Consider the following 12,526-nt stretch of genomic DNA (forward strand, 5'->3'; position numbering starts at 1 on the left):
CAACTCAAATGTGAAAATTAGTACGCTTAATTGCTTTATTTTGGTTACAATAGCGATAACGAATTTGAGATATTATTATAGAGTTTCTAAATGCAATTTCCTGATGACGACAATGGTCAATTACTAACTGAAATAGCTGATGCTGGTATTGATTTAGCACAAATGCACAAAATTGATTTCTACATTTTATTTGAACAAAAAATAGAAGCTGAAAAGTTTGCTAACATAATTAGTGAAGATGACTTAGCGCCAAGTACTGAGCTTGTACAATGTAAAGATACCGGTATCTGGGAAGTAGTTACACAAGTTCAAATGGTGCCAGATCACACCTTACTGGGTCAAACTGAGCAGTATTTAGAAAGCATCGCAAATGGTCATAATGGCTATGGTGATGGGTGGGGCTTAGAAAGCGAATAAGCTTTATACCCAAATATTTAAACCAGTTAAGTATTTAGCGACTTAACTGGTTAGCTTTTCTAAAATTCCCCTGATAGTCAAATAATTTATCGGCCACTTTCCAGCCATACTTTTTATTTTTTCGCGCAATAACAAAATCAGGTGCAGTTAAATTAAGTTCATCTGCAATTACATCATTGGCCGTTTTATACTCAATAGGTGCTCGCCCTTGTGAAGTACGTATGCCAAACTGTTTATTAAATATATAACGGGCTCCTGGATGAGAAAAATCAAATATTTCATCACAACTAGCGCCATCTTCATCAAAATAGGTTAATTTAATAATATCACTATTAGAATTCAGTGCCTGCACACTCAAACCGCTGCAACGCAATACTAAGGCATCTTTTAAATTTAACGCTGCGCGTAATTTGTCATCAGGATCTGCAAGAGTTGCATCACATGTTTGGCATAGTCTTGCGGCAATATCATTTTGTGCTCCGCACTGGTCACACTCTTTAAACCTAAAACGATAATCACATTGCTCAGAATCGTCATCTGATTCTATTAAACCTTGGCAACGCCGGCCAAAGTGTTCAATCACTTTACCTTGGCTATCCGTTTTACCCCAAAAGATGTTAGCAAATCCGCAGCCGGGGCAAAGTACCTGAACTGGCTCATTATCACTTTGTGACTTTTTATTACCTACTTCTGGGTAAAATAGATCAAAGCCATTTCCTGCATAGTCAATCACTAAACAATCGTCTTTACCTTCACTGAGCCGTAGCCCACGACCGACAATTTGCTGATAGAGGCTGACAGACTCTGTGGGCCTTAAAATAGCAATAAAATCAACATGGGGTGCATCAAATCCAGTAGTTAATACTGATACATTAATTAAAAATTTTAGTTGTTTTCTTTTAAATGCGGCAATAAATCTATCTCTTTGTTCAGCGCTAGTTTCACCTGTAATTAAGGCTCTGTGCTCAGCAGGAAAATAGCTTAAAATTTCCTGCGCATGACGTACAGTTGCAGCGAATATCATCACCCCTTTACGCTTGTTACTTAGAGTTAAAATATCATTACAAATAGACTTCGTCGCTCGTGTATTAGCGCTAAGTAAATTATTTAAATCGTCTTGGTTATAACGCCCAAATGAGTCACTCGTTAACGAAGAAAAATCATAATGACTTAATGCAGCATCCACTTCTTTTGGTGGAGTCAGATACTGATTTTTAATCATATACCTTAACGGTAGTTCAAATATACATGCTTTAAATGGGCTTTCATTATTCCCTCTAACAAACCCATGATAATGCTTATGATATACCCAACCTATACCCAGCCTAAATGGCGTCGCTGTCAAACCTAATACTTTTAACTTTGGATTAAATGACTTCAGTGCAGCTATAACTTTTGCATACTGACTATTATCATCATCGCTAACACGGTGACATTCATCAATAATCACTAATGAATAGTGCTCATTTAATTTATCTAGGTTGCGTGATAAAGACTGAATACTGGCAAACGTCACTTGGTTAGCTAATGATTTTTGTTTCAAGCCTGCTGAAAATATACTCGCCTCAAGACCAAAGCTAGTATATTTTTCAGCATTCTGTTCAACTAGTTCTTTAACATGCGCTAACACCAAAATCTTTTGCTTTGCAATGCGCGCGAGTTCAGCGATAACCAAACTTTTACCTGCACCTGTTGGTAACACAATCAATGCAGCATCGTTGGTCTTTCTGAAGTGGGAAACTGTACGCGTTACAGCCTCTTGTTGATAAGGCCTTAATATATAACTCATCGATACTACTTAAACAAAAAAGCCAATGACTTGATCATTGGCATATTAACGGGCATATCGACTTTTATGCTAGATGCTTTGTGAGCTCTACACCTTGAAATGCTTTAGGGCGTTTACCACGTCCAGTCCACTCGACTATTTTTCCTTCAAACTCGATGCGGTACTTTGGCATAACTTTAGTACGCTTATCACCCGCTATATCTTGTAGATCATCTAACGTTAAGCCCTTTTCTTTTAATAAATCTAACACTTCCTGCTTAGCTTGCTGCTGCTGTGTATATTTAGCAATGGCATTTTCAATTAGAGATTGTGCTTTTTCTAAATCAGTTAAACTTGCACTTTTAATAAATGATCGTATTTCTTTCATTTTTTTCTCACTACGTTGATAAGTTTAAATTAGATAATAGATTCAAGTAAATTATAAGCGCATTTTTAAAATTAATCCAAGCCACTATTATATTATTTAATCAAGCCACACTTTCACTGACCTATTCAACATTAAAAGCTCTTGGATTAATGTAAATACACTATTATTTATTTGTTTCTTATTTGATATACTTTCTTCGCAAGTTTCAATTTTAATACGTAGATGATCAATTTTTACCACCATGATAGAGCCCTTAATTTTATGTAACAACGCTTCACATTTATTTAAGTCTTTATGTTCAGCGGCTATTACAAGGCCTGATAAATCAGCGTTTAGTGTATCGTAAAAAACGTTTGCCACAGAAATAGCATCTTGCTCGCTACCAAAAATCGTAATCCAATAAGATAAACTTGTTTCATCTTCGGTATTTAATGTGTTCTGCGTAGTTTTAGACATGTGCCCTACTCCTAATACTTCAACAACGGGTGTATCTTCAAAACTAACACCACGTTGCTGTAAAAATAATTTTTGTTCTGGATCGGGCTGGTATTCACCTTTCGAGAAATAGGTAGTTACGCCCTAACGCGCTTATGATTCCACATGTAACCTTTAACATTGCGTAAATATAAAAACATAAACCGCCCCCCAAATTTCGCTGACGCTGGCTTAAATCCAATAGCAACGCTGCAACTTCCTCATTTTCATCATACAGTTTTGGCGTATAGGTTCAGAAGCCTTTGCCACTTTTTTGCTATTGCCTCCTGTGTTTACAATAAGTGAAAATTCTACATTTGGCTTCTATTATTTTTTGGGGGATTACCATGGGGCGCGTCGTTCGAACTTCAAGGGATAAATTAAAAAAGGTTTCTTATTAAATCAAAACAAAGTAAATAAAAAAGCCCGCGCTCATTATCAATAAGCGCGGGCTTTTTTAGTTAAGCATAAAGTCTATTCTTGACTAACCGCTTTTCGGCCAGAAAATGCATGCATTAAGGTCATGCCATCTAATAAATCAAGCTCTCCACCGACTGGAATACCATGGGCTATACGTGATGCTTCCACTTTATAGCGATGACAAAGCTGGGCAATATAATGCGCGGTTGTTTCGCCTTCAACTGTTGGGTTGGTGGCTAAAATCACTTCATTAATGCCGCCTTGGCTTAATTTTTTTTCAAGAATATCAAGGCCAATTTCATTCGGGCCAATACCATCAATTGGTGATAAGTGCCCCATTAACACAAAGTATAAACCTTTATATTGCCCAGTCTGCTCAATGGCTAGTACATCAGTGGGTGATTCAACCACACATAAAATGCCGCTATCTTGACGTTTTGGGCTTAAACAGATTTCACATTGTGGTTGCTCAGAAAAAGTACGGCATGACTGACAATGCCCTACAGCACTCATCGCTTTGGTCAGTGCATTACCAAGTTGCGTACCACCCTTACGGTCGCGCTCAAGTAAATGAAACGCGATACGCTGTGCTGATTTTGGGCCTATGCCCGGCTGACAACGCAGTGCTTCAATGAGTTGGCTTAAACTTTGTGAAAGTTGCATCGATTACCTTAAAACGGCATTTTCATACCTGGTGGTAATTGCATACCGCCAGTTACTTTACCCATGCGCTCTTGCGTTTCGTCTGCTACACGGCGAACTGCGTCATTACACGCTGCGGCAAGTAAATCTTCAATCATGTCTTTGTCGTCTTCCATTAAGCTTTCATCAAGCTCAACGCGGCGTACATTGTGATTACCAAGCATGGTTACTTTTACCAGACCTGCGCCGGCTTCACCAACTACTTCCATAGTGGCGATTTCGTCTTGGGCTTTTTGCATGCGCTCTTGCATTTGCTGCGCTTGCTTCATCATGTTACCCATTCCACCTTTAAACATAATTCTCTCTCTTTGTGTAATCTTTAATTGTCATGAAGATAAGGGCTATTGTAACTAATTACAATGCCTGAATACTGTTTTCGTCAATAATTGCTGAAAATAGCTGCTGAAATTGCACTATATTTTCATCTGAGGTAATCACATCAATTGCTTGCTGGTGACGGCCTACATCAATTTTTTGCTGAATTAAATACGGTGAGTCAATAACCCCTTGAGCAAAATTAATACTGAGTGTGACGTTATGCTCATAAATACTTGAAAGTGCTGCATCGAGCTTTTGTCTTAGCATTGGTGTATCAAGGTGCTTTTGTGACTCATCCACGTCGATATGTAAATTGTTACCTTGTTTGGTAAAAATAGAATGCAACGCAAATTGGCGCATTCTACCACCTAGACCCATTCGCTTGATTAAATAAGCCCATTCATCTTGTTGATGAGCAAACCGGATTTCACTAATTGGGCTTTGAAAGTCATCAGGAACTGGAATGCTAGGCTCTTGTGTAACCACTTCAGGCTTTTTTTGTGGGTTAATTTGCTCAAGTAACTCAGGCGCTAAATTTTCAGTAATTGTTTGATGCTTTTCTTTAAAGTCTACTTTTTTTGTTACGACTTGATTATTTGAGCGCGTTTGGCTCCCCGTCTCTGGGAGCGCTGGCTTTTTTACGGTTTGGCCTGGGTCATCATTCGACCAAGGTGGCGCATCGATAGTCGCTGATTGCCGCTGTGCTGCCTGTTGTGGCTGTGACTCAGCCAATGGTGCTTGAGGTTCAGGTTTAGAGCTATTTTGCGCAGCATGCGTAACTGGTTGCTCAGTGGTTTGCGTACTTTTAATATTCGCACCAGACAACTTACCTGCGCCAGATATATTTCTATCACGTAGGATGCGCGCTATGGCTGATTGTGCTTGTGACTCTTGTTGTGCAATAGAGGTGTGCGGTTCACTATTTTGGCTATTAACGTCAGGTTCAACATGTGTTGTATGAGTATGCTCATTAAAGCCTTGATCTACAGCGCTGCTCATAATGTCATCAAACTGTGACGCTAAAGTCTGTTCAGCGTCGCTGTGCTGTTGATAGGCATCATCTTGACTTTGGGGTTGAACGTGTTCATCACTGTGGGTAACTTCAGTGTTTGGTGATGCCTCTGCTGCATCTACTTTTTTTACTGCTGATGCGTGTTCAACACCTTGTTCATTATTGCTGTGCTGCTCTACTTGATTGTCCGCTGTCGTTTTATTATCAGACTGCATTTGATCAGCTGAATTAATATCACGGCTTAATGACTGTACATCACTATTTGTATCGACACTTGGACTTTGCTGCACCGCTTTATTTTTATTAATAATATCGCGAAGTGCACTAGCTCGCCCCGCTTTGTTTTGTATTGGTTGCGTTGTGCTTGGTGGTGCTTGTGTAGACGTCATTCCTGCTGGCTCAAAGGCAAGTAGCCTTAGCATGATCATCTCAAAACCAAGACGTGGCTCAGGCGCCCATTGCAAATCTTTTTTACCGTTAAGTAATAACTGATAGTAAATTTGAATTTGTTGGCTGTCACTTGCTTGCGCTACTTGCTGGATAAACTCTGCATTATGTTCATCTAGCTTAGCTGCATCGGGCACTAACTGAGTTAACTGAATAAGGTGTGTTAAGCCAATTAAATCATCAAGGAGGGCATTATATTGTGGATTTTGACTCGCAATTTGCTCTATTTGGGTCATTAACAAGGCCCCATCTTGAGCTAGTAACGCAGCTAACAAATGTTGACTGTAATGGTTATCCATTAAGCCCAACATGTTTTGCACTGACTGGTATTGTATATTGCCGTTGGTTTGGGCAATAGCTTGATCGGTCAGGCTAAGCGCATCGCGCATACTGCCATCAGCGGCTTTAGCTATAATTTGTAATGCTTGAGTTTCAAAACTCAATTGCTCCTCGCCCAACACGTACTCAAGTTGTTGCAAGATTTCAGATTGCGACAATGCATTTAGGTTGAACTGTAAACAACGCGATAAAATAGTCACCGGTAATTTTTGTGGATCAGTGGTCGCAAGTAAAAACTTTACGTGTTCCGGTGGCTCTTCAAGGGTTTTTAATAACGCATTGAAGCTGTGCTTAGAAAGCATATGCACTTCATCGATAAGGTAAACCTTATAACGGCCGCGAGTTGGTGCGTATTGCACGTTATCAAGGATTTCACGGGTATCTTCGACCTTTGTTCGAGAAGCAGCATCTATTTCTAGCAGATCGATGTAGCGGCCAGATTCGATATCTTTACAGCTACTACACTGGCCACAAGGTTCAGACGAAATACCTTCGTCGCAATTCAAGCTTTTAGCGAATATACGTGCGATGGTGGTTTTACCCACTCCGCGAGTCCCAGTGAATAAATAAGCATGGTGCAGTCGGTTTTGTGTTAACGCATTAACAAGCGCTTGTTTCACATGTGACTGACCGACCAATTCGTGAAAGGTCTGAGGACGCCATTTTCTCGCTAGGACTTGGTAACTCATTTAATTATTCGCCTTCGAATTCAACCAATTTAAGGATGTTAATCCCCATTTTCTCAATGCGTTGCTCACCACCTAGTTCTGGTAACGAGACAACAAAGGCAGCATCAGTTGCATTGCCACCAAGCTTATTGACTAATTTTGCTGTTGCTTCAATCGTACCACCCGTAGCTAATAAGTCATCAACTAAAAGGACTTTATCGCCAGGTACTATCGCGTCTGTATGAAGCTCAAGCACATCTTCGCCATATTCAAGTTGGTAATCTTGAGAAATAACAGCGCGAGGTAATTTACCTGGCTTACGTACTGGAATAAACGGAATGCCTAATGCGTATGAAAGTGGTGCACCAAAAATAAAGCCGCGCGACTCTGTACCAATGATTTTAGTAAAACCTTGGTCTTTATAGGCGTCTATGAATTCGTTGATTGTAGCTTGGAATGCTGCAGGGTCAGCCATTAACGTAGTTACATCGCGAAACATAATGCCCGCTTTCGGGTAATCTGCAATAGTGGTAATGCTGTCTTTAATAATAGAAGGAGTAGTCATAATTTAAGCTGTTTGATTGTTTATATTACAAAGCCAGCAATTATAACACTAGAAATATGGATTGTCGGTAAGAAGTTAACTAATTAAAATATAAGGCCGCAATAGCAGCCCATAACTTATAAACAAATTAAGAAACTGTAGTTATCCAGCCCAAAATTGCGTTCAAGCAGCCAATCCCAACAAAAATTGCTAAAAATGCTAGGAAATACATTGCATTAAACGGGTCTTTAAAATCTTTATCTTCTGACATGGTACTACCTTTATTAAGCGCGACATTTTAAAGCGCACATAATAGTCCATGTAAAATAATCATTAAAGCCTTTAAGCTTGATTTTTTGTCACGATCACACCTTTTTTAGCCATCGCTTGTAATGTTTGATCAGCCCCAATACTAACTTGCTCATAACTAAACTGAGGTGCATGTTGAATAACCTGATGGCAAAGTTGATCAAACAAAATCGCTGGTGACGCTTCTATCAACGATAACAAAAGCGCAGTCATCGGGTTAGTTGTCAAAAAATGTACTTCATCGTCAAGGTCTCTATAAACAACAAAGTAATTTGGTTGGCTGGTTGGTGCTACCGGTTGGTGATCAACACTTATTTGTTGAACCGCAAATTGATAGCTTAAATTACGTGCTGTTTGGCTAAAATACAAAGGCGTTACAGCAAGTGCTGTGTCGATTAAAATCTCACAGTCATCTTGTTGGCAAATAGACACATCAAGCTCCACCCATTCATAATGCGCCAACTCAATCATGAAAACCGGATCTGTCGCTGTTTTTACATACCCATGACTGAGGTAGTTAATAAACTCCCCTGCTATATCTAAAAAGTATGGTGATGAACAATCATGTTCAACAAAAAAACGTCTTATCAACGTATTCCAATCAGACGTTGAATACAATGTTTTTAAAACTGGGAAACCAGATGAAATAAAACCTTCAATATTATTAAAAAATAAATCGCGATAAATAGCCATACGACGGTCTTCAATCCCTTCAGGGGCAGGCTGGTTTGAAGGTTGGCGAATATGCGCCATAAAGGTATTTTGAATGTCTTGAAAACTCATAATGTTAAGCTCGCTTTTGTTTATTTACACCGTGCTTAGCTTGCAACTGGTTTATAATATCAAGCTCTTTGACTAACACATCCATAGCCGGAATATTAAAGTCACGCTCTAATAGCGTAGGAAATACACCATGAATTTCATATGCTTTATCTAAAAGGTGCCAGACAGGATCTATAACATCAGCACCATGTGTATCTACAATCAAATCATCAGCCTCATTGTAATGCCCCGCCACATGACCATAGTCAACTCTCTCACAAGGTAATCCTTGTAAGAATTCAAGTGCGTCATAACCGTGGTTGACTGAGTTTACGTAAATATTATTTACATCAAGCAAAAGTTTGCAATCAGCTTGTTCTAAAACTTCGTTGGTAAACTCAAGTTCAGTTAATTCTTGGCCTGGCGCTGCATAATATGAAACGTTTTCAATCGTAATTTGTTGTTCAAGAATATCCTGTACTTGCTTAATTCTTGATACAACGTGCTTAACTGCCTGTTCAGTAAAGGGGATCGGCATTAAGTCATACATATGACCTGCGCCTGAGCAGTAACTTAGGTGTTCGCTATAACGCTTAATACCATGATCGATAAAAAAGTTTTTCAACGCTTTGACGAAATCAATATCAAGGGGCGCGGGTGAACCAAGCGAGAGTGATAAGCCATGGCATACAAAATGATGGTCGTTGGTTAATGACTTAAATTGCTTTTTAAAACGCCCTCCTAATTTAAGCCAGTTTTCAGGGGCAACTTCCATAAAATCAATTTGCTTTGGAACGTGAACAAGGAGCTCATCCAACATTTCTCGGCGTAAACCAAGCCCTACCATACCAAATTCATCTTTATTAGCTATTGCCATAGATACTCCCTAATTTAAAAAGGCCCGCAAAGGCCTTTTTAATAGAATTAACTTAATGCTATCGCAAAGTGATTAGTGGCTACCGCCACATTTACCTTCACCACATTTACCTTCTTTCTTAGTTTTTTTATCGCTTGATTTAGTATCACCACCGCATTTCCCTTCACCGCACTTACCTTCGGTTTTAGCTTTAGCATTTTTTGTTTTAGCATCGCCACCGCACTTTCCTTCACCACACTTACCTTCAGTTTTAGCTTTGGCGTTTTTTGTCTTTGCATCACCACCACATTTTCCTTCACCACACTTACCTTCCGTGGCATCCACTTGATAACCTGTAACAAGTTCTTGATACTCAAAAGGGTTTGCCTGTGCATCTGTTGATATTAAACTTGCACCAGTGATCACTACTGCACCTAATGTTAATGCGATTGAATTATTTTTTACTGTGTTCATAATCAGACTCTCTATTTTTACTCAACGGGTATACTTAATAGACCCTGCATAAAAGAATAACTTTCACAAAAGACAGAAATAATATTATTTTTATTGTACACATAAAGCTATTAGTGATTTATCAATTTAGGCGGACAAGGTAAACTACGCCACCAGTTTTACAAATAAAGTTACACCCAATGAGATTAGTATTAGCACCAATGGAAGGCGTAGTCGATTTTAAAATGCGCCAATTACTTACCGATATTGGTGGCTTTGATTTGTGCGTAACTGAATTTGTCAGAGTAATTGATGCTTGCTTACCTGATAAAGTATTTAATCGCTACTGCCCTGAATTGCAAAATAATGGCTTTACTCGAGCCGGCACACCTGTACGTATCCAATTATTAGGTCAAGTTGCTGAGGCACTTGCAGAAAATGCAGTTAAGGTCATTGAGCTGGGTTCTCATGGCGTAGACTTAAATTTTGGCTGCCCAGCAAAAACAGTAAACCGCAGCAAAGGCGGCGCAGTGCTTTTGAAAGATCCTGAGCACATGTATGAAATTATTAAAGCTGTACGTGAAGCTGTGCCAAAGGATCACCAAGTTAGTGCCAAGATTCGTTTAGGCTTTGATGATGACAGTAATAGCCAAGAAATTGTCGATGCTGTTGTTAGTGCAGGTGCAAACAGTATAGCTATTCATGCTCGCACCAAACGTGATGGCTACAACCCACCGGCTTATTGGGAAAAAATTCCTCCACTAATTGAAGGTAAAGCAATTGACGTTGTAGCCAATGGCGAAATATGGCAAATATCAGATGCATTGTTATGTCAACAAAGAAGTGGCTGTACTGATCTCATGCTTGGACGAGGTGCACTTTCACATCCTGATTTGGCAAAAAAGATTAAAGCACAGATTAATGGTGAGCAGTACCAAGGTTTACAATGGGAACACATTCTTTATCATATAATTCATTCATCGATGCATCATGACCCAACTAAAGATGAGAAATATTTTGCATCCCGTACCAAGCAGTGGCTCGGTTATTTGAAACGTGAGTATCAACAAGCACATGCTTTATTTGATGAGATTAGACGTTTAAAAACCAAAGAAGATGTCGCAGATGTACTAAAAAAATACGCAATCGCACCCTAAATTGATACATATCATATTTCGCTTCACTGAATTTATGGATAATACTTTCATTATTCAGTGAGGAAGGCCAACCATGTACCAATCTCAGCAAATTTTAGAACGTTTAAATAGTGAGCTTGCTTTAAAGCGTCAATCTCTATTGGCGGCTCTCGCACAATCAAATAACCTAGCCCATCATTCACTTCTACTTACTCTTGAAACAAGCAGTCCTGAACATTGGCTAGAATTAGCAGAGAAACAACTGGGCTCAGAATACAGTGAGCTTATACTTCGTTTAGAAAAATTAGAGGCAGCAATTTGTCAGATTGAGATAGGTCAGTATGGGTATTGCTGTGACTGTGAAGAAAAAATTGATGCACAGCGTCTTTTAGCAGATCCTGCTAATCAACGCTGTAGAAATTGTGAACCAGACTAACGCTAGTTAATCCACTTTCAATAAACTTGCAAAAGAAAAGCTAAACGCAGGATAAAAAACAATATCATGTACTAAATACTGTGCTGATTCTGATGATAAGTTTAACCTTTTTGATAAATTAACCTTTGCTTGTTGCAACGTCCATGCATGATAGTGAATTCCTATATCGGTTTCCATCATTGCCAACCAAAAGTACTTTTCATCATCGGACATACTTTGAAGAGCACGTGATGTAGACACAGGTAAATTATAATAACCTTGTGACCAGTCATACCCCGAGGCCATATCAAGCGGTTTACTCTCAAGCCACTGCTCTAACACTGACTGGCGATGTTCTTGCTGTAATGTCAATGTGAACGGTATATTATCGATGTTTGCTAACTCTTTTTGAATTTTAACCAGCCACTTTAAAGGAGCATCGGTTTTACCCGCAAAGTAATTGAGCTTACTTTGATACCAAGATGAGCCATTTGGTAAGCCATGCAAACCAACACTGCCTCTTGGTGTGTATTGCTGTAAATACGTATTAAAGCTATTTAAAGACTTAGTTAAGCCTTCAGATAAATCATCCCGACTTTTAAGCTCAGTCAAACGTAAGTGAAATTCTGCCAATTCTATTTTATTTAACTTAAGCTTGCTTTGTAAACCCAATGAGAGTTGTTCGGCTGTAAAATCAATCCAATCGGAAATTTGCTGCTGTGGCATACCACTCTTTAGCATATTCTCAACCACATTTACCTGAGACGGCCATGGAAAATAGCGCGCAGGAAAGCGCTCACTGATGCTTAAATAATCAGCTAATTGTTGTGTATTTTCATCCAACGTCAACGCTCTTAATGATTTATAAATAGTATGACGTTGTTCTAAATACTGCTCTGAAAAGGGTAGTTGAGCAAGCTTGATTGCTCTAACAGACATAGGTGTTTTATTCGGCTGTAGTAATACATTCTGTATTTTAATTTGCTGATCTATTTGCTCTATGCTCGAATATTTTAACTCGGGTTCACTACAACCCCAGAGTAATAAAACCAATATGCTAACTGCTAGATTTTTAATCATTTTTTATCCAAATGAAGC

At 39.0% G+C, this 12,526-nt stretch carries 15 protein-coding genes and 1 pseudogene; 3 read left to right on the plus strand and 13 right to left on the minus strand.

Annotated elements, in window-relative coordinates; genetic code table 11:
- Nucleotides 1-90: 90 nt before the first annotated feature.
- Entirely contained in the window at nt 91-417 is a 327-nt protein-coding gene (locus tag B5G52_RS05745) for a ribonuclease E inhibitor RraB (RefSeq protein WP_087531715.1), read from the plus strand.
- A 34-nt stretch (nt 418-451) separates the two neighbouring features.
- On the opposite strand, the gene B5G52_RS05750 is transcribed toward B5G52_RS05745, so the two are convergent.
- From B5G52_RS05750 to B5G52_RS05795, 12 genes and pseudogenes are all read right to left on the minus strand, one after another.
- On the minus strand, nt 452-2,206 hold the full coding sequence (locus tag B5G52_RS05750) for a DEAD/DEAH box helicase (protein ID WP_087531716.1): 1,755 nt from the start codon (nt 2,204-2,206) through the stop codon (nt 452-454).
- A 64-nt stretch (nt 2,207-2,270) separates the two neighbouring features.
- Complete coding sequence (locus tag B5G52_RS05755) at nt 2,271-2,573, minus strand: H-NS family nucleoid-associated regulatory protein (protein WP_087531717.1); 303 nt, start codon at nt 2,571-2,573, stop codon at nt 2,271-2,273.
- 96 nt (nt 2,574-2,669) lie between these two features.
- Complete coding sequence (locus B5G52_RS05760; RefSeq protein WP_087531718.1) at nt 2,670-3,029, minus strand: Hpt domain-containing protein; 360 nt, start codon at nt 3,027-3,029, stop codon at nt 2,670-2,672.
- A gap of 125 nt (nt 3,030-3,154) precedes the next feature.
- A pseudogene (locus B5G52_RS22300) lies at nt 3,155-3,297 on the minus strand (IS3 family transposase); the annotation flags it as partial.
- A gap of 224 nt (nt 3,298-3,521) precedes the next feature.
- Complete coding sequence (gene recR / locus B5G52_RS05765; RefSeq protein WP_087531719.1) at nt 3,522-4,130, minus strand: recombination mediator RecR; 609 nt, start codon at nt 4,128-4,130, stop codon at nt 3,522-3,524.
- Nucleotides 4,131-4,138: 8 nt separating this feature from the next.
- Complete coding sequence (locus tag B5G52_RS05770; protein ID WP_004588122.1) at nt 4,139-4,465, minus strand: YbaB/EbfC family nucleoid-associated protein; 327 nt, start codon at nt 4,463-4,465, stop codon at nt 4,139-4,141.
- A 58-nt stretch (nt 4,466-4,523) separates the two neighbouring features.
- Nucleotides 4,524-6,974 (minus strand): DNA polymerase III subunit gamma/tau, encoded by a 2,451-nt coding sequence (dnaX, locus tag B5G52_RS05775; protein WP_087531720.1) that lies wholly within the window; start codon nt 6,972-6,974, stop codon nt 4,524-4,526.
- Between the two features lie 4 nt (nt 6,975-6,978).
- Nucleotides 6,979-7,518: an adenine phosphoribosyltransferase gene (gene apt / locus B5G52_RS05780; protein WP_087531721.1), complete on the minus strand. Its 540-nt coding sequence runs from the start codon at nt 7,516-7,518 to the stop codon at nt 6,979-6,981.
- Nucleotides 7,519-7,645: 127 nt separating this feature from the next.
- A complete protein-coding gene (locus B5G52_RS22305; RefSeq protein WP_254911145.1) occupies nt 7,646-7,768 on the minus strand; it encodes a hypothetical protein in 123 nt (40 codons plus the stop codon).
- A 71-nt stretch (nt 7,769-7,839) separates the two neighbouring features.
- Entirely contained in the window at nt 7,840-8,589 is a 750-nt protein-coding gene (locus tag B5G52_RS05785; RefSeq protein ID WP_087531722.1) for a DUF2063 domain-containing protein, read from the minus strand.
- Nucleotides 8,590-8,593: 4 nt separating this feature from the next.
- Nucleotides 8,594-9,415: a DUF692 domain-containing protein gene (locus B5G52_RS05790; RefSeq protein ID WP_087531787.1), complete on the minus strand. Its 822-nt coding sequence runs from the start codon at nt 9,413-9,415 to the stop codon at nt 8,594-8,596.
- A 102-nt stretch (nt 9,416-9,517) separates the two neighbouring features.
- Nucleotides 9,518-9,898: a hypothetical protein gene (locus B5G52_RS05795; protein ID WP_087531723.1), complete on the minus strand. Its 381-nt coding sequence runs from the start codon at nt 9,896-9,898 to the stop codon at nt 9,518-9,520.
- A gap of 179 nt (nt 9,899-10,077) precedes the next feature.
- Between B5G52_RS05795 and B5G52_RS05800 the strand changes: the two genes are divergently transcribed.
- Both B5G52_RS05800 and B5G52_RS05805 read left to right on the plus strand, forming a co-directional pair.
- On the plus strand, nt 10,078-11,034 hold the full coding sequence (locus tag B5G52_RS05800) for a tRNA-dihydrouridine synthase (protein ID WP_087531724.1): 957 nt from the start codon (nt 10,078-10,080) through the stop codon (nt 11,032-11,034).
- Nucleotides 11,035-11,107: 73 nt separating this feature from the next.
- Nucleotides 11,108-11,449, plus strand: coding sequence for a TraR/DksA C4-type zinc finger protein (locus B5G52_RS05805; RefSeq protein WP_087531725.1), 342 nt, complete (start codon nt 11,108-11,110; stop codon nt 11,447-11,449).
- Nucleotides 11,450-11,455: 6 nt separating this feature from the next.
- On the opposite strand, the gene B5G52_RS05810 is transcribed toward B5G52_RS05805, so the two are convergent.
- Nucleotides 11,456-12,508 (minus strand): hypothetical protein, encoded by a 1,053-nt coding sequence (locus B5G52_RS05810; RefSeq protein WP_087531726.1) that lies wholly within the window; start codon nt 12,506-12,508, stop codon nt 11,456-11,458.
- Nucleotides 12,509-12,526 lie beyond the last annotated feature (18 nt).

The organism is Pseudoalteromonas sp. A601, from assembly GCF_002165575.1.
Lineage (GTDB): Bacteria > Pseudomonadota > Gammaproteobacteria > Enterobacterales > Alteromonadaceae > Pseudoalteromonas.

What these genes read in the sequence shown, in the direction of transcription:
- B5G52_RS05810 (WP_087531726.1), bottom strand. Translation starts at nt 12,508, where the DNA reads ATGATTAAAAATCTAGCAGTTAGCATATTGGTTTTATTACTCTGGGGT.
- B5G52_RS05745 (WP_087531715.1), top strand. Translation starts at nt 91, where the DNA reads ATGCAATTTCCTGATGACGACAATGGTCAATTACTAACTGAAATAGCT.
- dnaX (WP_087531720.1), bottom strand. Translation starts at nt 6,974, where the DNA reads ATGAGTTACCAAGTCCTAGCGAGAAAATGGCGTCCTCAGACCTTTCAC.
- B5G52_RS05790 (WP_087531787.1), bottom strand. Translation starts at nt 9,415, where the DNA reads ATGGTAGGGCTTGGTTTACGCCGAGAAATGTTGGATGAGCTCCTTGTT.
- B5G52_RS05795 (WP_087531723.1), bottom strand. Translation starts at nt 9,898, where the DNA reads ATGAACACAGTAAAAAATAATTCAATCGCATTAACATTAGGTGCAGTA.
- B5G52_RS05805 (WP_087531725.1), top strand. Translation starts at nt 11,108, where the DNA reads ATGTACCAATCTCAGCAAATTTTAGAACGTTTAAATAGTGAGCTTGCT.
- recR (WP_087531719.1), bottom strand. Translation starts at nt 4,130, where the DNA reads ATGCAACTTTCACAAAGTTTAAGCCAACTCATTGAAGCACTGCGTTGT.
- B5G52_RS05760 (WP_087531718.1), bottom strand. Translation starts at nt 3,029, where the DNA reads ATGTCTAAAACTACGCAGAACACATTAAATACCGAAGATGAAACAAGT.
- apt (WP_087531721.1), bottom strand. Translation starts at nt 7,518, where the DNA reads ATGACTACTCCTTCTATTATTAAAGACAGCATTACCACTATTGCAGAT.
- B5G52_RS05770 (WP_004588122.1), bottom strand. Translation starts at nt 4,465, where the DNA reads ATGTTTAAAGGTGGAATGGGTAACATGATGAAGCAAGCGCAGCAAATG.
- B5G52_RS05785 (WP_087531722.1), bottom strand. Translation starts at nt 8,589, where the DNA reads ATGAGTTTTCAAGACATTCAAAATACCTTTATGGCGCATATTCGCCAA.
- B5G52_RS05750 (WP_087531716.1), bottom strand. Translation starts at nt 2,206, where the DNA reads ATGAGTTATATATTAAGGCCTTATCAACAAGAGGCTGTAACGCGTACA.
- B5G52_RS05755 (WP_087531717.1), bottom strand. Translation starts at nt 2,573, where the DNA reads ATGAAAGAAATACGATCATTTATTAAAAGTGCAAGTTTAACTGATTTA.
- B5G52_RS05800 (WP_087531724.1), top strand. Translation starts at nt 10,078, where the DNA reads ATGAGATTAGTATTAGCACCAATGGAAGGCGTAGTCGATTTTAAAATG.
- B5G52_RS22305 (WP_254911145.1), bottom strand. Translation starts at nt 7,768, where the DNA reads ATGTCAGAAGATAAAGATTTTAAAGACCCGTTTAATGCAATGTATTTC.